Annotated in this window: 28 protein-coding genes and 1 pseudogene; 26 read left to right on the forward strand and 3 right to left on the reverse strand. The window is 69.4% G+C overall.

What is annotated here, in order from left to right; genetic code table 11:
• Positions 1–1,495 (forward strand): recombinase family protein (locus tag IE263_RS45400; protein WP_189944014.1); only part of this gene is annotated, 1,495 nt, incomplete at its 5' end.
• Here the strand turns inward: IE263_RS45400 and IE263_RS45405 are convergent.
• Both IE263_RS45405 and IE263_RS45410 read right to left on the reverse strand, forming a co-directional pair.
• The gene (locus tag IE263_RS45405; protein ID WP_189944015.1) at positions 1,416–1,835 is read right to left on the reverse strand and encodes a hypothetical protein; all 420 of its coding nucleotides are present in this window, start codon (positions 1,833–1,835) and stop codon (positions 1,416–1,418) included. The two genes, IE263_RS45400 and IE263_RS45405, sit on opposite strands and share 80 nt — an antisense overlap.
• A 144-nt stretch (positions 1,836–1,979) precedes the next feature.
• The gene (locus IE263_RS45410; protein ID WP_189944016.1) at positions 1,980–2,429 is read right to left on the reverse strand and encodes a hypothetical protein; all 450 of its coding nucleotides are present in this window, start codon (positions 2,427–2,429) and stop codon (positions 1,980–1,982) included.
• 258 nt (positions 2,430–2,687) lie between these two features.
• On the opposite strand from IE263_RS45410, the gene IE263_RS45415 reads away from it, so the two are divergent.
• From IE263_RS45415 to IE263_RS45530, 24 genes and pseudogenes are all read left to right on the forward strand, one after another.
• Positions 2,688–2,912, forward strand: a complete 225-nt coding sequence (locus IE263_RS45415) for a helix-turn-helix domain-containing protein (protein WP_189944017.1) — start codon at positions 2,688–2,690, stop codon at positions 2,910–2,912.
• A complete protein-coding gene (locus tag IE263_RS45420; RefSeq protein WP_189944018.1) occupies positions 2,909–3,100 on the forward strand; it encodes a hypothetical protein in 192 nt (63 codons plus the stop codon). Before IE263_RS45415 ends, IE263_RS45420 begins: the two co-directional genes overlap by 4 nt.
• A gap of 91 nt (positions 3,101–3,191) precedes the next feature.
• Positions 3,192–3,596 carry a hypothetical protein gene (locus tag IE263_RS45425; RefSeq protein WP_189944019.1) on the forward strand — a complete coding sequence of 135 codons (405 nt, stop codon included), beginning with the start codon at positions 3,192–3,194 and terminating at the stop codon, positions 3,594–3,596.
• A complete protein-coding gene (locus IE263_RS45430) occupies positions 3,593–4,399 on the forward strand; it encodes a hypothetical protein (protein ID WP_189944020.1) in 807 nt (268 codons plus the stop codon). Before IE263_RS45425 ends, IE263_RS45430 begins: the two co-directional genes overlap by 4 nt.
• Complete coding sequence (locus IE263_RS45435) at positions 4,399–4,725, forward strand: hypothetical protein (protein WP_189944021.1); 327 nt, start codon at positions 4,399–4,401, stop codon at positions 4,723–4,725. The genes IE263_RS45430 and IE263_RS45435 overlap by 1 nt, the downstream gene beginning before the upstream one ends.
• The gene (locus IE263_RS45440; protein ID WP_189944022.1) at positions 4,722–5,093 is read left to right on the forward strand and encodes a hypothetical protein; all 372 of its coding nucleotides are present in this window, start codon (positions 4,722–4,724) and stop codon (positions 5,091–5,093) included. Before IE263_RS45435 ends, IE263_RS45440 begins: the two co-directional genes overlap by 4 nt.
• Positions 5,093–5,266: a hypothetical protein gene (locus tag IE263_RS45445; RefSeq protein WP_189944023.1), complete on the forward strand. Its 174-nt coding sequence runs from the start codon at positions 5,093–5,095 to the stop codon at positions 5,264–5,266. Before IE263_RS45440 ends, IE263_RS45445 begins: the two co-directional genes overlap by 1 nt.
• Positions 5,263–5,544: a hypothetical protein gene (locus tag IE263_RS45450; RefSeq protein ID WP_189944024.1), complete on the forward strand. Its 282-nt coding sequence runs from the start codon at positions 5,263–5,265 to the stop codon at positions 5,542–5,544. Before IE263_RS45445 ends, IE263_RS45450 begins: the two co-directional genes overlap by 4 nt.
• On the forward strand, positions 5,541–6,104 hold the full coding sequence (locus IE263_RS45455) for a hypothetical protein (RefSeq protein WP_189944025.1): 564 nt from the start codon (positions 5,541–5,543) through the stop codon (positions 6,102–6,104). Before IE263_RS45450 ends, IE263_RS45455 begins: the two co-directional genes overlap by 4 nt.
• Positions 6,101–6,280, forward strand: coding sequence for a hypothetical protein (locus IE263_RS45460; protein ID WP_189944026.1), 180 nt, complete (start codon positions 6,101–6,103; stop codon positions 6,278–6,280). The genes IE263_RS45455 and IE263_RS45460 overlap by 4 nt, the downstream gene beginning before the upstream one ends.
• On the forward strand, positions 6,277–7,110 hold the full coding sequence (locus tag IE263_RS45465) for a hypothetical protein (protein WP_189944027.1): 834 nt from the start codon (positions 6,277–6,279) through the stop codon (positions 7,108–7,110). The genes IE263_RS45460 and IE263_RS45465 overlap by 4 nt, the downstream gene beginning before the upstream one ends.
• 3 nt (positions 7,111–7,113) lie before the next feature.
• On the forward strand, positions 7,114–8,163 hold the full coding sequence (locus IE263_RS45470; RefSeq protein WP_189944028.1) for a recombination directionality factor: 1,050 nt from the start codon (positions 7,114–7,116) through the stop codon (positions 8,161–8,163).
• Positions 8,164–8,229: 66 nt separating this feature from the next.
• Positions 8,230–8,952, forward strand: coding sequence for a 3'-5' exonuclease (locus IE263_RS45475; protein WP_189944029.1), 723 nt, complete (start codon positions 8,230–8,232; stop codon positions 8,950–8,952).
• Positions 8,952–9,491 (forward strand): hypothetical protein, encoded by a 540-nt coding sequence (locus IE263_RS45480; RefSeq protein ID WP_189944030.1) that lies wholly within the window; start codon positions 8,952–8,954, stop codon positions 9,489–9,491. Before IE263_RS45475 ends, IE263_RS45480 begins: the two co-directional genes overlap by 1 nt.
• Positions 9,488–9,799 carry a hypothetical protein gene (locus tag IE263_RS45485; protein ID WP_189944031.1) on the forward strand — a complete coding sequence of 104 codons (312 nt, stop codon included), beginning with the start codon at positions 9,488–9,490 and terminating at the stop codon, positions 9,797–9,799. The genes IE263_RS45480 and IE263_RS45485 overlap by 4 nt, the downstream gene beginning before the upstream one ends.
• The gene (locus IE263_RS45490) at positions 9,799–10,095 is read left to right on the forward strand and encodes a hypothetical protein (RefSeq protein ID WP_189944032.1); all 297 of its coding nucleotides are present in this window, start codon (positions 9,799–9,801) and stop codon (positions 10,093–10,095) included. Before IE263_RS45485 ends, IE263_RS45490 begins: the two co-directional genes overlap by 1 nt.
• On the forward strand, positions 10,092–10,715 hold the full coding sequence (locus IE263_RS45495; RefSeq protein WP_189944033.1) for a hypothetical protein: 624 nt from the start codon (positions 10,092–10,094) through the stop codon (positions 10,713–10,715). The genes IE263_RS45490 and IE263_RS45495 overlap by 4 nt, the downstream gene beginning before the upstream one ends.
• A complete protein-coding gene (locus tag IE263_RS45500; protein WP_189944034.1) occupies positions 10,712–11,158 on the forward strand; it encodes a helix-turn-helix domain-containing protein in 447 nt (148 codons plus the stop codon). The genes IE263_RS45495 and IE263_RS45500 overlap by 4 nt, the downstream gene beginning before the upstream one ends.
• Positions 11,155–11,442, forward strand: a pseudogene (locus IE263_RS49270) (WhiB family transcriptional regulator); the annotation flags it as partial. The gene IE263_RS45500 and the pseudogene IE263_RS49270, both read left to right, overlap by 4 nt.
• 721 nt (positions 11,443–12,163) lie before the next feature.
• Positions 12,164–12,313, forward strand: a complete 150-nt coding sequence (locus IE263_RS45510; protein WP_189944036.1) for a hypothetical protein — start codon at positions 12,164–12,166, stop codon at positions 12,311–12,313.
• Positions 12,314–12,380: 67 nt separating this feature from the next.
• Positions 12,381–12,767 carry a DUF6915 family protein gene (locus tag IE263_RS45515; RefSeq protein ID WP_189944037.1) on the forward strand — a complete coding sequence of 129 codons (387 nt, stop codon included), beginning with the start codon at positions 12,381–12,383 and terminating at the stop codon, positions 12,765–12,767.
• Positions 12,764–13,255 (forward strand): hypothetical protein, encoded by a 492-nt coding sequence (locus tag IE263_RS45520; RefSeq protein ID WP_189944038.1) that lies wholly within the window; start codon positions 12,764–12,766, stop codon positions 13,253–13,255. Before IE263_RS45515 ends, IE263_RS45520 begins: the two co-directional genes overlap by 4 nt.
• Before the next feature lie 98 nt (positions 13,256–13,353).
• On the forward strand, positions 13,354–13,677 hold the full coding sequence (locus IE263_RS45525; RefSeq protein ID WP_189944039.1) for a hypothetical protein: 324 nt from the start codon (positions 13,354–13,356) through the stop codon (positions 13,675–13,677).
• On the forward strand, positions 13,674–13,865 hold the full coding sequence (locus IE263_RS45530) for a hypothetical protein (protein ID WP_189944040.1): 192 nt from the start codon (positions 13,674–13,676) through the stop codon (positions 13,863–13,865). Before IE263_RS45525 ends, IE263_RS45530 begins: the two co-directional genes overlap by 4 nt.
• 59 nt (positions 13,866–13,924) lie before the next feature.
• On the opposite strand, the gene IE263_RS45535 is transcribed toward IE263_RS45530, so the two are convergent.
• The gene (locus tag IE263_RS45535; RefSeq protein ID WP_189944041.1) at positions 13,925–14,116 is read right to left on the reverse strand and encodes a hypothetical protein; all 192 of its coding nucleotides are present in this window, start codon (positions 14,114–14,116) and stop codon (positions 13,925–13,927) included.
• Positions 14,117–14,300: 184 nt separating this feature from the next.
• Between IE263_RS45535 and IE263_RS45540 the strand changes: the two genes are divergently transcribed.
• Positions 14,301–15,281 (forward strand): hypothetical protein, encoded by a 981-nt coding sequence (locus tag IE263_RS45540; protein WP_189944042.1) that lies wholly within the window; start codon positions 14,301–14,303, stop codon positions 15,279–15,281.
• Positions 15,282–15,293 lie beyond the last annotated feature (12 nt).

Consider the following 15,293-nt stretch of genomic DNA (forward strand, 5'->3'; position numbering starts at 1 on the left):
CGACTGGACCATCGTCCGTGAGTTCAAGGACTCCGACCTCTCCGCCAGCCGCCACGCGAAGAAGGCCCGCGGCGACTTCGAAGACCTCATCGACACGATCACCCACAACCCCGCGCCCGAGGGCGTCGTTCGCATCGTCGTCGCCTACGAAGCCTCCCGCTACTACCGCGACCTCGACGCCTACCTCAGGCTCCGCAAGGCATGCATGGCCTCCAACGTGCTGCTCTGCTACAACGGCCAGGTCTACGACCTCTCCCGCCGAGACGACCGCAAGGCAACTGCCCAGCACGCCATCGACGCCGAGGACGAAGCGGACGCCATCCAGGACCGCAACGCACGCACCACTACCCTGCAGGCGCAGGCAGGAAAGCCCCACGGCCGGTTGCCATTCGGGTACGCCCGCGAGTACGCAGTCGTCGGCGGCCGGCAGCGTTGCATCCGCCAGTACGAGGACCCCGTGCGGGGGCCGGTTGTCCTGAAGGCGCTTCAGCACATTGACTCGGGCAAGTCGGTGCGCTCGCTCCTGCAGTGGATGAACTCGACACCGGAGGCTGCCCGGCCGGACGGCGCACCGTGGAGCCCGCGTACCGTGCGCATCCTGCTGTTGAATCGCGCCTACTTGGGCGAGCGGCTCCACAACGGCGCCTATCTCAAGGGCTCATGGGATCCCATCAAGGGCTTGGACACGCCACAGGGTCGGGCGATGTTCAACCGGGTCACGGCCAAGCTCACCGACCCCGACCGACGGTCGGCGCGGGGGACGGAGGTATCGCATCTGCTGTCGTATCTCGCGCTGTGTGGGGAGTGCGGGGATCACGCGATGCTGTGTGCGCAGTCCCGGAAGGGCGGGCGCCCCAACCTGACGTGCGAGTTGAACCGCGACGTGACCATGGCCGAGGAAGTCGTGGACGCGTACGTCGAAGAGCATGTCATCGACTGGTTCAGCAGAAAGGACGTAGCGCGGGCCGCTCTGGTGCCGAACGACGAGGACGTCGCGGAGAAGATGGCCACCATCCAGCGACTCATCAACGGCTACGAGGAGCAGCTGCGCGAGACACGCGCCCTGGCTAAGACGTTCGACGAGGCGACTGGACGACCGAAGCTGTCGGCGGCGTCCTTGGCGGACATGGAGCAGACGCTGAGCCCGAAGCTGGAGGCGGAACGGAAGAAACTGCGTGACCTCACGGGCGTGTCGCCGCTGCTGCTGGGGATGTTGGAGGCCGACGACCCGGACGTCCGGTGGAATGGGCGCCCTGCCACGGAGACGGATCCCGCGGTGCCGGCGCTGACGCTGGAGCAGAAGCGGGAGATCATCCGGAAGGTGGTGACCGTGCGGCTCCACAAGGCCAGCAGGTGGGGGTCGAACAAGGTGGATCTGAGCCGGATTCGGCTGGCGTTTTTTGGTGAGCCGGGGTTCAGGGCCGGACCACTCCGTGTTCCCGGGACCTCTCGTGCTGAGGGGCCTGGACTGGCTGCTGCTTCGGGAACCGAATGAGGTTGCCGGTTCGTACCTCGGGCGGGCAGACCTTGCCGTCGACGAACCAGGAGGCGAGGATCTGCATCGCTTCGCGGGAGATCTGGCTGCGGGCGAGCTCGAACTCCTCTGCCATGGCGGCCCGTTCGACTTCGAGGCGCTCACTGTCTGCGGCGCGTTCGGCGGCGAGGTCCCTGTAGAGGCGGGCTCGTTCGCTTTGCAGGGCTGCTCTTTCGGCGAAGCAGCGGGCGCGTTCGTCTTGTGTTGCGCGCTGGTCGGTGGCGAGGGCGGCGCGTTCGGCGCGGGTGTCGGTGATCCATCGGTGGAGTGTGGTGAGGATGATTGCGGTGAGCGCGATCATGCAGAGGGCGACTCCGGCGAGGGAGCACTCAGGATGATCGCGCCATACGCCGTGGAGGATGAATCCGAGACCTCCGAGCAGAATCGTTCCGGCTGCTGCCGTCGTAGTTCGCGTGCCGCTCGTGAGATCCATCCGCAACCCCCATCACATCTGCGCTGCCGTCCCTCCCCGGTCGGAGCGGTCGTCTGGGGCATCGGGTTCGAGGCGCTTGAGGCGCTCGATGGTGGCGTAGAAGAGTTCGCGTCCTACGTCGTCCTTGATGCCGAGGCGGTCAGCCGCTTCTTCCGGAGTGAGTGCTGACCTTACCTGCGATCGGTCGGTTTCGGACAGTGACTGAAGAGATTCGGGTGACAGAACTCCACCCTCGACGAGGAGGGTTCCCAGTTCAATGCCGGTGACTTGGCTGATCGCGTCGTAAAACCGGGCGTCCGGTACGGCGCTTCCTTGCCACATCCGGGTGACGCTGCTCTCGGTCATGCCGGTGTCTCGCGCGAAACGCGCCTTCGCGCCGTGGCCGGAGTAGCCGGCGCGTTCGGCTGCGGGCACGACGATGGCGGCGAATCGCTGCGCGCGGGTGGGGGTCCCATCGGTCATGTCCCGTGACTCTACCTCCCTAGTTAGGGAGATAGCCAGAAAATCCCTCGCCCGCAAGAGTCCTGATCACGCCACTGACCTGCGTTAACACAGCTCACTCCAGTAAGCGAACGCGCGTTCGACCCTAAAACAGCCAAACCGGATAACAAACCTCCCTTGCGCGCAAGCAAGGAACATGGCAGAGTCTCCCTCGTGAGCAAGGAATCTCCTTCCACCAGCGACAACCCCTGCCAAACACCCCGTGAGGGAGGTGACTACGTGTTCCGTCTCGACGTGCCAGCGCTCCTCAAGGCAGTAAAGGCCCGCGGCGACCACACACAGGCAGCCATCGCCCGCAGGACCGGAATCGCCGAATCGTCCGTATCCCGCTACCTCCGCGGCGAAGCCCAGCCTGACCTGAACTGCGCCATGCGCCTCTCCGAGGCCTACGACATCGACCTCCGCACCGCCATAAAGCGCGTCCCCATCGAGGCCGCCGCATGACCCGCGAAGAGCGCCGCCGCATTCTCGGCGACGAGGTCATCGCCCACATTCACGAGCGCGTGGACGCGGCCCCGGATCCCACCCCGGAACTCGTCGAAGAACTCCGCCGGATCATGACGCGCCCTGGCGACAGCGTCCCGGCGCCCCGGCCGGCGGTGAACTCCCGGCCTGTGGCCGCCGCTGCCTGACCCCATCAACGCCGATGGCCCGCCCGACTTCCCGGCCCGGCGAGCCAACGACTCGGCAATCCACCTAGATCCCAAGAAGGAGTGGATCACCTTGAGTACATCATTCCAGACCCCGAATACGGCGCCGGCCGTGCTGCCTCTGCCCGAACTGGCGTCGTTCCACGCCCGGCAGGAACTGCGTGAGCGGAACGACTTCTCGTACCGCAGCACCGTCGACTACAAGGAGCTGCCCTCGTCGGGCCACATCGCCCACCAGGCGACCGAGTCCAGTGTGCTGGTGACGGCGACGGACATCGACGTCCTGGGCGAGTGGTTGTACGTGCAGGGTGGCACGGTCACCAGGACGGAGCTGCCGTCGGGTCAGACGGTGTGGACGTTGACGACCACGACGTGGTCGGACTCGCCGAAGTTCCCGCCGGTGCCGGTGTTCGTGTCGGTGGTGTTGCCGTCGGACGAGCCGGTGATGCACGAGATCGCTGCGGCGGTGGCGGCGTGAGCGCGCGGGACGAGGAGCTCGCGGCGGTGGTCAAGCGCAAGGGCGCGTTGCCGATGCCGGCGGGTTCCGTGCCGCAGCCGTCGGAGTTGGAGGCGCTGCGGGCGCAGGTGGCTGCGCTGTTGGCGGAGCGGCACTCGACGAACGAAGCACTGTCGGACGCGGCTGAGGCGCTGCGGGCGGATCGGGACCGGATTGCCGAGCTGGAGGCTGAGTGCAGCCATCTGCGTCAGCTTCCCGGGCTTCCTGTCGACAAGCTCGCCAAGGCGCTTCTCCTGATGGAGAGCGGACCTGCCCTCCCGTGGGCGCAGGCGATGTCCGACGACGATCTGCACGACTTCCTCGGTGATCTGGTGTCGGCTGCGATGAACCGGTGGCGGCACAGCCCGGAGGTTCCGGACCGGGTGACGTTGGCGGAGATCGAGAAGGCGTGTGCTCAGTGGCGGACGCCGGGTGAGGGTCTGCGGAGCGACGAGCCGGATCCGGCTGGGATCGCGCGGGCTATCGCGCCGACGCAGGCGCTCCAGGCGCCCGTCTCCCGTCCGCTGCCTGACCGGGACGTGCGGTGCGGGTGCGGCCACGACGGCGCCGAGCATCACCACGTCGGCACGAAGTGCTGGGCTCGCTTGCCGCGTGAGGTGGGTCAGCCGAATCGGGTCTGCCCGTGTGAGGGATTCCGGCCGGTGTCGGTGGTGGAGGCGGCGGAGCGGCTGGCGAGGTACCTGGCGCCGGAGGGCGAGCACTACGCGTCCGTGCACCACTCGTACCGCGTGCCCCGGGACCTGCCCAGGTTGGGCGGTGCCTGATGTACGACACGCATTCGCCCGCTGAGTGGGCCGCGATGGGTTCCCTGTCCGTGTCCCTGTTCGCCGCTGTGTCGGCCCCGTACTTCCTGCTCGTCGAGGCGGAGGTGTGGGCGTGGCCGTCCCCGCTGGTGCGCGGCGCGGACCGCGTGCGGCCGGCCGTCGGGCGGGCTGTGGACTGGCTGCTCGTCGAGGTGGCCAACGCCCGGTTTGACGCCCGCGAGTTCGCGGCTGACGCCCGCTCGTTCGCCCGCCTGTCCCTGCGTGAGGCCGCCGTGTCGGTGGCCGCGCTCCTCGCTCTCCTCACGATCACCCCGGAGCACCGATGACCACCGCAATCCGCCTCAAGGTCGTGCGCTACCAGTGCCCGCACTGCTCGCGCACCCACTCCAAGAAGGCCGCTGCTGAGGCGCACATCGCCCGCTGCTGGCGTAACCCGGCCGCGCACGGATGCAAGACCTGCCGCCACTTCATCCCGGAGTGCGAGGGCCCGTATCCGCAGCACCCGCCCTTCCCCGAGGAGTGCGAGGCGGGACGCAAGCTCCTGTCCGGCCTGCACACCGGTTGCCCCAAGTGGGAGTCGCAGACGGCGCCGTGCGCCGAGTGCCAGACACCGATCCCGGCCGGGCGCGCCTTCTGCTCGACGCGCTGCCGGAATGCCGCTGACCGCCACGACGACCTGGACGGGGACCTGTGATGAACGACGAGTACGAGCCGGAAGAGATGGACATCGCGGACGAGGTTGCGTTCGCGGACACGGGCCGGTCGTGGGCGCACCGGGTGATCAAGCACCCGGTGATGCGGGCGACCCGCCGTCACCTCGCCGAGCAGCCGCTGCCGCAGCAGCGCCAGATCGGCGGTGCCGCGTGAGCCACTACGAGAACACCCCGCCGCAGATCTACGAGATCACCTGGCAGACGGGGCACGTCGAGACCGTCATCGCCCACCAGGTGTCCCACGACAGCCTGAAGATGCGGGTCACCTCGCTCGGTGACGGCGCGTTCGGCACCGACAGCGAGGGCGCCCGGATCAAGTTCCACGCCGAGGTCGACGGCCGGTGGACGCTCCAACTGTCCGCGCATGAGGCGGACATCCGGACGATCCGGAACATCACCCGTGGCGAGCAGGCTCCCGGCGGTGCCGCATGAGCGCCCGCGACGAACTCCTCCGCGAGATGGTCCACAACCACCTGTACATGACGGACGAGCGGGCCACGGAACTGCTCGACGCCTACCGCGCCGAGGTCCTCGCCAAGGCCATCGGCCGCCTGCGCGCCGTCCCCGTCCAGTGCACCGCCCTCACCGGGCCCGTCTGGTACGGCACCGGCTGGAACGACGCGATCACCACGCTGGAGGAGATCGCCGACTACCAAACCCCGGACGACGAGGCGTACCCCGGCGAACTCCAGATGCTGCGCGCCCTCGCCCTCGGGATCCGGGTCGCCGCCCGCAAGGCGGACATGGACGAGGTGCAGCGCCTCGCTCTGGACCACGCGGCCAGGGACGGCGACGCCCGCGACAGGGTCAAGACGGAGGGGCGCGGGAGCGTCAGCGCCCTCGACGCTCACGTGGCCGAGGTGCGGCGTGCCGACGCCGCCCGCCTCCTCGCCGAACGCGCCCAGTTCGCATCCCGGGCGATCTTCTGCGACGGCGTCACCCACGCCGCCAACCGCCTCACCCAATGGGCCGACGAGGAGGCCGCCCGATGAGCTTCCGCTACCTGCTCACCGTCCTCACTGCGGCCGTGCTGGCCGTCACCGCCGTCGCGGTCGCCCCGATCAGCGACCCGGCCACCGCCCGCGGCGTGGCCATCGTCGCCGGGAACCTCGCCGCCCTCGCCGCCCTGCTGCTCTACCCCAACCACCGGAAGGACGGCCGCGGGTGACCAACCCCAAGCACGCACGCGAAACCGAGCGGGGCCGCTACTACACCGACCCCGCCGGAGGCCCCGACCTCGTCTCCGTCACCAACGTCATCGACACCGCGGTGAACAAGACCATGGCCCTCGTCCCGTGGGGCGTAAAGCTGACCGTCGAATACACCCTCGACCGCTGGAACGTACTCACCGACCGCGTCACCGACGACCGAACCGAGCTGGTCAAGGAACTCAAGGCCGTCCACAAGGACGTCCGTGAACGCGCCGCCGACCTCGGCGACCGCGTCCACAACGCAGCCGAAGCCCAGCTCCTCGGCGCTCCGATCGCCGACGACCCGGAAGTCGCCCCGTACCTGGCGCAGTTCGACCTGTGGCTGAAGTCGTGGGGCGTCAACTTCGACGACGACGTGGAGGCCACGGAGATCACCGTTCTCCACCGGCGCCTCGGCTACGCAGGCACCGCGGACCTCATGGTGTGGCTGCCGTCGGGGCCCGGTAGGAAGCGGGAACTGTGGCTGATCGACTACAAGTCGTCGGCCACCCGCCGCGCCTCGTCGGTCTATCCCGAGAACACCCTCCAGCTGGCCGCGCTTCGGTACGCGGAGACCGTGCTGCTCCCCGATGACACCGAAGAGCCGATGCCCCACATCGAGCGGACCGGTGTCCTCAATCTCCGCGCGAAATCCCACGCCCTGGTCCCGATGCCCGCCGACCGGACCGCGCACCGCGCGTTCCGCGGCGCGCTGGAGACCACGCGCTGGCTGCATGCCGCGAAGTCCTCCTACCCCGCGCTGAAGGCCCCTGAGGGTGCCACGCGCACGACCCGAAAGGCAGCCTGACCCATGGGCTCCCGAATCCGTACCGCACAGAAGCAGGCCCGCGAACTCGGCCGCCTGCGTACCGGCTACAGCGTCCCCAACCAGGACCCGAACAAGCGGCCCCGCCCAGTGAAGTCGAAGACGTGGGTGCTCAGCAGCCACGCCGAGCACTACGTGACTGCTGCCGCCGAAGCGTGGGGCGGCAAGGTCGAACGCTGGCAGCCCCAAGGCAACGGTGCCCCTCAGTTCCGCGTGATCACCGAGGCCGAGCAGATCGACGCAATCCTGCCGCCCGGCGACCCGCTGTCCCAGGCCAACGAGATGTGGAACAAGGGCGGCTGCGTTCGCCGCTGCGACGGCGAAACCGAGCAGATCAGCCGCCACCCCTGCCTGTGCCTCGCCGAGCACGGCCCTGAGTGGCACCTGCTGCGACAGGACCTCTACACCAAGGACAAGGTGTGCGCCGCCACCTCGCGGCTGAACGTCGTCCTGCCGGATATGCCGGACGTCGGCGTGTGGCGGGTGGAGACGCACTCCTGGTACGCCGCGAACGAGCTCGCGGGCACCGTCGACATGGTGCTGTCTGGCACCGGCGGCAAGGGCCTGGTTCCGGTGACGCTGCGGATCGAGCCCCGCACCCGGGTTGCTGGTGGGCAGACGAAGCACTTCCCGGTGGTGGTTGTCGAGATCAGGGGCGTCACCACGCGGCAGGCGCTGACTGGCCCGCTGCCCACGGCGGTGGCGCTGGACCCGTCCGGAAGCCGGGCGGTGGCCGCGATCGAGGCGCCGCGCCCCGACTACCTCGCCGACGCCGACGCTGCGCTCACGGTCGATGACGTGCAGGACGTGTACCGCGCCGCGCATGCGGCTGGCCACCTCACGGATGACCTGATCGCCGCGCTCAAGAAGCGCGCGGACGCGGTCAAGGCGGAGGAGAAGGAGCGCGCCAGCGGCTCCGGCTCCGGCGACGAGGGCCCTGACGACGAGGGCGTGTACACGGCCGAGGTCGTCGACGACGAGGCGCCGCGTGAGCGCGCCGTGTGGCCGGCGGTCGCCGGGCCCGGCAGCAGGTAGCCCCATTCCCGTACCGGTCGGCCGCACCCGTAATGCGGCCGACCGGCCTCTAAGGAGACCACACCCATGAACCACACCACACCGTGGCACCTCGGCCGATTGGCCGGATTCGACACCGAGTCGACGGGCGTCAATGTCGAGACCGATCGCATCGTCACCGCCTGCCTCGTCGAGGTCGGCGGGAAGCATCCGCCCATCCCCGCGAACTGGCTGCTGAACCCGGGGGTGGAGATCCCGGAGCAGGCCACGGCCGTACACGGCATCACCACCGAACGCGCCCGGTCCGAAGGCCAGGACGCCGCCGAGGGCATCGCGCAGATCGTCGCCGCCCTCACACAGGTCGTCCTCTCGGGGACGCCGCTGGTCATCATGAACGCCCCCTACGACCTGACCCTGCTGGACCGCGAGGCCCGCCGGTACGGCATCAAGACCCTCACCGACACCGTCGGCCAAGACCTCCGCGTCATCGACCCTCGCGTCATCGACAAGCGCGTCGACCCGTACCGCAAGGGCAAGCGGACACTGACCGACCTGTGCGCCCATTACCAGGTCAAGTTGGACGGCGCGCACTCCGCGGACGCCGACGCGATCGCCGCTTGCCGGGTCGCGTGGCGGATCGCCTCCGAGTTCGGGGAGATCGGTAACGCGTTCCTCGACGAGTTGCAGGACCTTCAGGAGGACTGGGCGGCCGCGCAGGCCGCGTCGTTCCAGGCGTACCTGAGGAAGCAGAACCCGGACGCCGTGGTGGACGGTTCGTGGCCGCTGCGCCCGGCCGGGGGTGAGTCGTGATGTTCGGCCTCATCACCCGCCGCCGCCACAACGCTGATCTCGCCGCGTTGCGAAGCCAGTACGAAGCACTCCGCGAGCGCTGCGAACTCGCCGAATCCCGCGAGGCCACCGAGCGGGCCGCCCGCCGCACCATCACCCGCCAGTTCACCGACGCCGACGAGGCGCGCACCGCGCTCACCATCGTCAACGCCTGCCTCACCGACGACCTCACCAAGGTGCGCGCCCGGCTCGCTGAGTACGGCAGCCGCCGCACCGTGCCGGAGGTCCTTGAGGAGCACGACGTCCACCGTAAGGCCCTCGCCGATGCCCTCGGCGACCAGATGCGGCACAACAACTGGGACCAGCTCATCGCCGACGTGGCCCGTCTCCACAAGGCGGCGTCCGCGTGGATGGCCGACTACGAGGCGGAGAAGCGCCGCGCCGACCGGCTGCAGAAGCAGTACGACGACGCCTGCGGCCTGAACACCGCCGCGGTCCTCGACGGCGAGCGGTGGCAGCAGCGCCGTACCGACGGCGGCACGAAGGCGGTGACGTCGTGAACGACCGTATCCACGCCGGGGCCGCCGCGCTCAGCTTCGCCCTCGTCGGAGCCACCGGCCTGGTCCGGTGGGCGATCTCGCCCGTCCCGACCCGCGGCCGGCACCGGGCGACGGTTCTGGACGACGACACGCTCCTCGACGAACTCCTCGGCCCGCGCAGCGCCTACACCGAGTTCGAGCACGCCCCGGGCCCGATCCGGACCGGGTTCGGCTACTGCCAGCCGTGCGGCCGGAACACCGCGGGCTCACTCAACAAGGACGGCTGGCTGTGCGGCGAATGCCTCACCCCGGCGGGAGGTGACCGGTGATGGGCCTCGACCTCAACCGGCAGACCTGGTCCCCGAAAGACGAGGCCACCAGAGACGAGAAGCGCGCCGCCGCCCTCTACATCGCCTCCATCGCCACCGACGTCGAAGACGCCACCCACCTTCTCGCCGTGCTCGACCTGCTGCCCCGCACCCATCCCGCGGTGATGCGGCCGACGGACCACGGGGCGCTCGGCTACCGGCTCGGCTGCCGCTGCCGCCTGTGCCGGAAGGCGAAAGCGCAGGCGGACGCCAAACGACGCCGCAAGACCACCACACCCAGGGGGAACCAGTCGTGACCACCCTCTTCGACACCACCACCGTCCCGGCCGTCAACGTGACGGCCGGGACCGGGCCCCTCGTCATCGGCCTCGACATCGCCCTCGTCACCAGCGGCGTCGCAGGCCCTGGATGGGCCAACCACTTCCGCACCACCGGACTGGCCGGCGAAGACCGCCTCCAGCACATCGTCGACACCGCCGCCGGCTACTACCGCAACGCCGACCTCGTCCTCATCGAAGGCGCCGCCTACTCGATGGCCAAGCAGGTCGGCCACGACGAGATGTCCGCCGCCCGCTGGATGATCCGCTGCGACCTGCGCCGCCGCCGCATCCCGTTCGCGGTCGTCACCCCGGACTCGCGCACCATCTACGCCACCGGCCGCGCCCGCTGGAAAGACGAGGAGACCGGGAAGAAGCTCACCCCGCGGCAGGTCAAGGGCAAGGTCCGGGACGAGGCGGCACGCCGGTACGGCATCGTCTTCGACGGGACCGCCCGCTTCGACCAGGCCGACGCCTACGTGCTGATGGCGATGGGCATGGACTGGCTCGGCTACTCGCTGGCCGAGGTGCCGAAGACCCACAGCCGGGCGCTGAAGGGCGTGGCGTGGCCGACGCAGACCGTGGCGGTGGCCCGATGAACGTGCGCGCCGACATCGCCGAACTCCTCCACGCCGGCCACTCCGACCGCGGCATCGCCCGCCAGCTCAACATCCACCGCAGCCACGTCACCCGCGCCCGCCGGACCCTCGGCGTGCCGCCGCTGAAGGGCCGCCCCAAAGCCGCCACACCGGAAGACCTCTTCTGGCGCCGCGCGAAGCCCGTGGACGGCGGCCACATGGAGTGGACCGGCCACCGCAACCAGTACGGCACCCCCGTCCTCAAGCACGGCGGCCGGGACGCAGGCCGCACGCACAGCGCGTACCAGGTCGCATTCCGCATCAAGCACGGCCGTGACGCGGTCGGCCCGGTCATCCCGAACTGCGGGTTCGACGGGTGCGTCGCGCCGTCGCATGTGGAGGACGCCCCAATGCGGGAGCTAACGGAATCCACCTTCGCGGCCATCTTCGGGGAGGCGGCATGATCCGCACCAGCTACGACGCACCCGACACCCTCACCCGCCCCAACGCGTGGCGATCCGAGGCTGCCTGCCTGCGCGAGGACGCCAACCTGTTCTTCCCCGACGGCACCACCGGCCCCTGGCTCGTGATCATCGAACAGGCCAAAGCCGTCTGCCGTAGCTGCCCGGTCATCGAAAGCTGCCTGAAGTTCGCCATGGAAAGCCGCGCCACCGACGGCATCTTCGGCGGCCTCACCACCGACGAACGACACGGATACCGCCGCAGCAGCGCCTACCGCCGGGCACAACCCCCCAACCGCAGCACCCCGCAGGCCGCACCGAAGACTCTCACCGAAGCCTTCGCCCGCCACACCAAACGCGCTGAGGACGGTCACCTCCTCTGGTACGGCGGCGAAAAGCTGAAGTTCCAGGGCGCCATCTACACCGCGCTGCAGGCCGCGTTCATCGTCGCCCACGGCCGCGAACCCGACGGCCCCGTCCGCAGGACGTGCGGCATCGACTGCTACCGAGGCGATCACCTCACGGACAGCGTGATCCGCGAACGGCATGCAGCCGCCCAGAAGGCCGCGAAACCGGCGCGGGAACCCGCCAAGTGCGGCACCCGGTCCGGCTATCAGAAGCACGTGCGGGAGAAGACCGTGATTTGCGGGCCGTGCCGTCAGGCGAACACGGACGCTGACCGGCGGCTGCGCCGCACCGGCACCACCAAGGTCGCGGTATGAGCGCCCGGATGCCGGAGCCCTGCGAGGGCGTGGCCGGCGAACACACGGGGCCGGTGCGTTTCTACCGGACGGGCTGGCGGTGTAACGCCCACAGCCCGTGGGCGGAGGCCGGCCAGGACGAGCCGAAGCCCGGCCCTGGACTTCCGGCCGCCGCGTGGTCGACGCCGTCGCCGTTGTCGGACTCGCGGGTGCACGACGCCCGCGCGATCGCGTCCGGCAAGAGGCGGTCGTCTCCGCACACCTACCGGGCCGCGCAGGCCGCGGTCGACCACCGAAAGGACACCCCATGAAGAACTTCCTCCTCGGCGTACTCGCCGGGGCCGTCGCTACCGCCGTCACCTGGGCCGCCACCGACAGCCTGCCCTTCGCCGGCGTGATCGGCGCCCTGGCGTTCGTCGCCGTGTGGCTGGTCGAGCACCTCCTCGACCGCCGCTGACCCCCGCCCGACATGAGAGCCCCGGCCGGGCGTATCGGCCGGGGCACCCACCCCAAGGAGAACACGCGTGAACTCCTGGCACCACGCCCAGAGCAGCGCCCGCAAATGGGGCGGCAGCCCCGACCTCTACCTGCCCGTACACGAGTTCATCGACAGCTCAAAGCGGATCATCGGCGACTCCCGGCACCGCTCCCTCTACCACCACACCGAAGGCGTCTGGCTCTGCCAGCGCATCTTCGGCGTCACCCTCGACATCCCCAAGCAGCGCTCCACCGTCCAGGTCCCGGTCCGGCTCATCGCCGAGCAGCACGTCCTCGAAGACCTCGGCTGGCTGCCCTCCCCGGCGGACTACATCGACGGCATGCCCATCGCCCCATGGATGTCCGGCGCCCAGCGCAAGACCGTCCCGCTCTCCCACCTGCTCCTCAACCAGCCCTCTGGAGACACCCAGTGACCGAGCACACCAGCTTCCTCGGCATCCCCGTCCACGGCGACATCACCCGCGGCGAGACCCGCGTCGAGCAGAAGCCCATCGAGGAACTCCAGCCCATCCTCCAGGCCGTCCTCGACGACCCGACGATCGTCGAGTTCGGCTGGCGGCAGTACACCCCGTACTTCAACGACGGCGAGCCCTGCACCTTCTCCGCCCACGGCACCTGGGTGCGCACCACAGACGACAAGGACGCCGACGAGGACGAGCTGGAAATGTGGGGCCACCGCAGCCTCGGCAAGATCCCCGGCTCCCGCAACGCAGACACCGGCCAGTGGGAGTACGGCGCCTACGAGGGACCGGACGAGGCCCGCTACCACCGGTGCAAGGCGCTGGAGAAGGCCATCGAGGGCGGCCACTTCGAGCACGTCCTCCTCGACTCGTTCGGCGACCACGCCAACATCACCGTCCGCCGTGACGGCATCGAGGTCGAGTTCTACGACCACGACTGACCCTTCTTCCCGGCGGCCGCCCCCTACGGCCGCCCCGGGCGCGGCCCCTCTTCCCCCCGCCGGGGCCGCGCCCACCCCCAGACCAGATCGGAGGACCCATGCGAGCCCAACAACCCACCCTCGACGGCACCCTCCCCACCCAGGCCTTCGACTACCCGACCTGGGTCGACCTCGTCGAGCCCACCTTCGTGACCGTCGCCCAGACCGACCGCGAATGGACCAGCTACGAAATCGCCCACGAGTACGGCCTCCCGGAGCCGCCCAAGCCCGAGAGCCATTGGGGCTCGTTCGTGCACCGCCTGGCCCGACGCGGCGTGATCGAGCAGTGCGGCTGGGACGAGACCAGCCGGCCGGGCGGAGAGCACTCCGGCGTGAAGGTTTGGCGCGGTACCCGCGCGACACAAACCGGGAGGGCCGCATGACCGCCCGCAGTTGGCGGCCCGACGGCCCCGGCAGCTTCCAAGCACCGCCCGACGTCCGCGCCGTCCAAGACCGGACCGGCCGCCGCTGGACCCGAAGCGGACCCCGCTGGACCGCAACCGGCAGCCACTTCATCCGCTGGCGGGTGCTCGTCGCCGAACACGGACCGCTCACCGAGATCGGCCAGTAGCCGCACACGACAAAGGCCCCGCCGAAACGGGGCCAGGACGAGGAGAGGAGGAGACGGTGTCAGGACTCGGCGACGTTCTTCGCGGCGTTCACGTCACGCTGCCGCCGGCGCCACGCGTTGACCTCGCGGATCACGTACATGCGGATGTCCGCAGCGCGCGCGATGCCCTTCTCCTTGCACGCCTTCTCGTAGTCCGCCCACACATCGTCCTCGATACGGACCATGCGGCCGGGGGTCCCCTTCGTCGTCATGTCGACAGCGTAGCTGACCGGTCAGCGGCTACACACCCCCACCGACCCCATCGTGTTGCTTATGTATTGCGGGTGACTGTACACCCTGAGGTAGAATCGAGATCAGGTAAGGCGCTCGGACAACCGCCCTGATCAGGGGCGTTACTCGACATGCCCTGACCAGCACGGACCCGAAAGAAGACCGATGGGATATCAACTCCGCCGCGACCTCCGCGAGGCACTCGGCCCGGACATCACTGGCCTGCAACGCGCAGTCGCCCTGGAGATCGCCGACGACGCCAAAGAGGAGACCCGCATCAGCTGGGCCACCCTCGAAGACCTCGCCCGCTGGACGGGGGCGAAGGACACCGCCGTCGTCCGGAACGCGCTGAAGCGTCTCGCGGCGGCCGGCTGGGAGTTCCGCATCCCGATCGGTGTGGCGAAGAAGGACGGCCGGGTGATGTACGCCAAGCCCGGCATCCGCATGACGTTCCGCGTGCCCGACTTTGAGACCGGTGGCTCGACACCCAAGGAAGAGGTAGCCACCGCTCCCCCCCTAGGGGTAGCCCTGGCTACCCCTAGGGGGGGAGCCACCGCTACCCCTATGGGAGAGCCAGGGCTACCTCTAGGGGGAGCAGGGGCTCACTCAGAAGGAGCCACGGCTCACTCTGAAGGAGCCGGGGCTACCCCCTACTCCTCATACTCCTCATCTCCTCAAAAAGAAGTGGCTGCCCCACACTCCCCACCCGCCACTCCGACCTCCGGCGCCACCAGAGAGATCACAGACGAGGACAAGCTCGACTTCGGCCGCTTCTGGCAGCTCCACCCCAAGAGCCGCGACATGGACAAAACCCGAGCCGAATGGATCACGGTCGTCCTCGCAGGCGCAGACCCAAAGAAGATCACCGCCGCCGCGCAGGCCTACGCCCACGAGGTCGTCGGCACCGAGTTCCGGTTCGTCAAGCAGTCCGCGAACTGGCTCCGCGAACGCCGCTTCGAGGACAAGTACGCAACCCCGGCTGCCAAGCCCAAGCCGCAGGCTCCGCTTCCGCCGTGGTGCGGCGAATGCGCCGACGGAGCCCGCGCCGCCGAACGCGAAGGCCACCTCCGACAGATCTACGACGCCCGCGGCAACGCTCACCCCTGCCCCAAATGCCACCCCACCAAAGCCATCCACGCAGCCTGACCCCGGAGACCA

This window comes from Streptomyces aurantiogriseus (assembly GCF_014649375.1).
GTDB lineage: Bacteria > Actinomycetota > Actinomycetes > Streptomycetales > Streptomycetaceae > Streptomyces > Streptomyces aurantiogriseus.

What these genes read in the sequence shown, in the direction of transcription:
- IE263_RS45420 (WP_189944018.1), top strand. Translation starts at nt 2,909, where the DNA reads ATGACCCGCGAAGAGCGCCGCCGCATTCTCGGCGACGAGGTCATCGCC.
- IE263_RS45540 (WP_189944042.1), top strand. Translation starts at nt 14,301, where the DNA reads ATGGGATATCAACTCCGCCGCGACCTCCGCGAGGCACTCGGCCCGGAC.
- IE263_RS45535 (WP_189944041.1), bottom strand. Translation starts at nt 14,116, where the DNA reads ATGACGACGAAGGGGACCCCCGGCCGCATGGTCCGTATCGAGGACGAT.
- IE263_RS45460 (WP_189944026.1), top strand. Translation starts at nt 6,101, where the DNA reads ATGAGCTTCCGCTACCTGCTCACCGTCCTCACTGCGGCCGTGCTGGCC.
- IE263_RS45500 (WP_189944034.1), top strand. Translation starts at nt 10,712, where the DNA reads ATGAACGTGCGCGCCGACATCGCCGAACTCCTCCACGCCGGCCACTCC.
- IE263_RS45440 (WP_189944022.1), top strand. Translation starts at nt 4,722, where the DNA reads ATGACCACCGCAATCCGCCTCAAGGTCGTGCGCTACCAGTGCCCGCAC.
- IE263_RS45445 (WP_189944023.1), top strand. Translation starts at nt 5,093, where the DNA reads ATGAACGACGAGTACGAGCCGGAAGAGATGGACATCGCGGACGAGGTT.
- IE263_RS45510 (WP_189944036.1), top strand. Translation starts at nt 12,164, where the DNA reads ATGAAGAACTTCCTCCTCGGCGTACTCGCCGGGGCCGTCGCTACCGCC.
- IE263_RS45475 (WP_189944029.1), top strand. Translation starts at nt 8,230, where the DNA reads ATGAACCACACCACACCGTGGCACCTCGGCCGATTGGCCGGATTCGAC.
- IE263_RS45455 (WP_189944025.1), top strand. Translation starts at nt 5,541, where the DNA reads ATGAGCGCCCGCGACGAACTCCTCCGCGAGATGGTCCACAACCACCTG.
- IE263_RS45490 (WP_189944032.1), top strand. Translation starts at nt 9,799, where the DNA reads ATGGGCCTCGACCTCAACCGGCAGACCTGGTCCCCGAAAGACGAGGCC.
- IE263_RS45530 (WP_189944040.1), top strand. Translation starts at nt 13,674, where the DNA reads ATGACCGCCCGCAGTTGGCGGCCCGACGGCCCCGGCAGCTTCCAAGCA.
- IE263_RS45480 (WP_189944030.1), top strand. Translation starts at nt 8,952, where the DNA reads ATGTTCGGCCTCATCACCCGCCGCCGCCACAACGCTGATCTCGCCGCG.
- IE263_RS45435 (WP_189944021.1), top strand. Translation starts at nt 4,399, where the DNA reads ATGTACGACACGCATTCGCCCGCTGAGTGGGCCGCGATGGGTTCCCTG.
- IE263_RS45525 (WP_189944039.1), top strand. Translation starts at nt 13,354, where the DNA reads ATGCGAGCCCAACAACCCACCCTCGACGGCACCCTCCCCACCCAGGCC.
- IE263_RS45410 (WP_189944016.1), bottom strand. Translation starts at nt 2,429, where the DNA reads ATGACCGATGGGACCCCCACCCGCGCGCAGCGATTCGCCGCCATCGTC.
- IE263_RS45470 (WP_189944028.1), top strand. Translation starts at nt 7,114, where the DNA reads ATGGGCTCCCGAATCCGTACCGCACAGAAGCAGGCCCGCGAACTCGGC.
- IE263_RS45405 (WP_189944015.1), bottom strand. Translation starts at nt 1,835, where the DNA reads ATGATCGCGCTCACCGCAATCATCCTCACCACACTCCACCGATGGATC.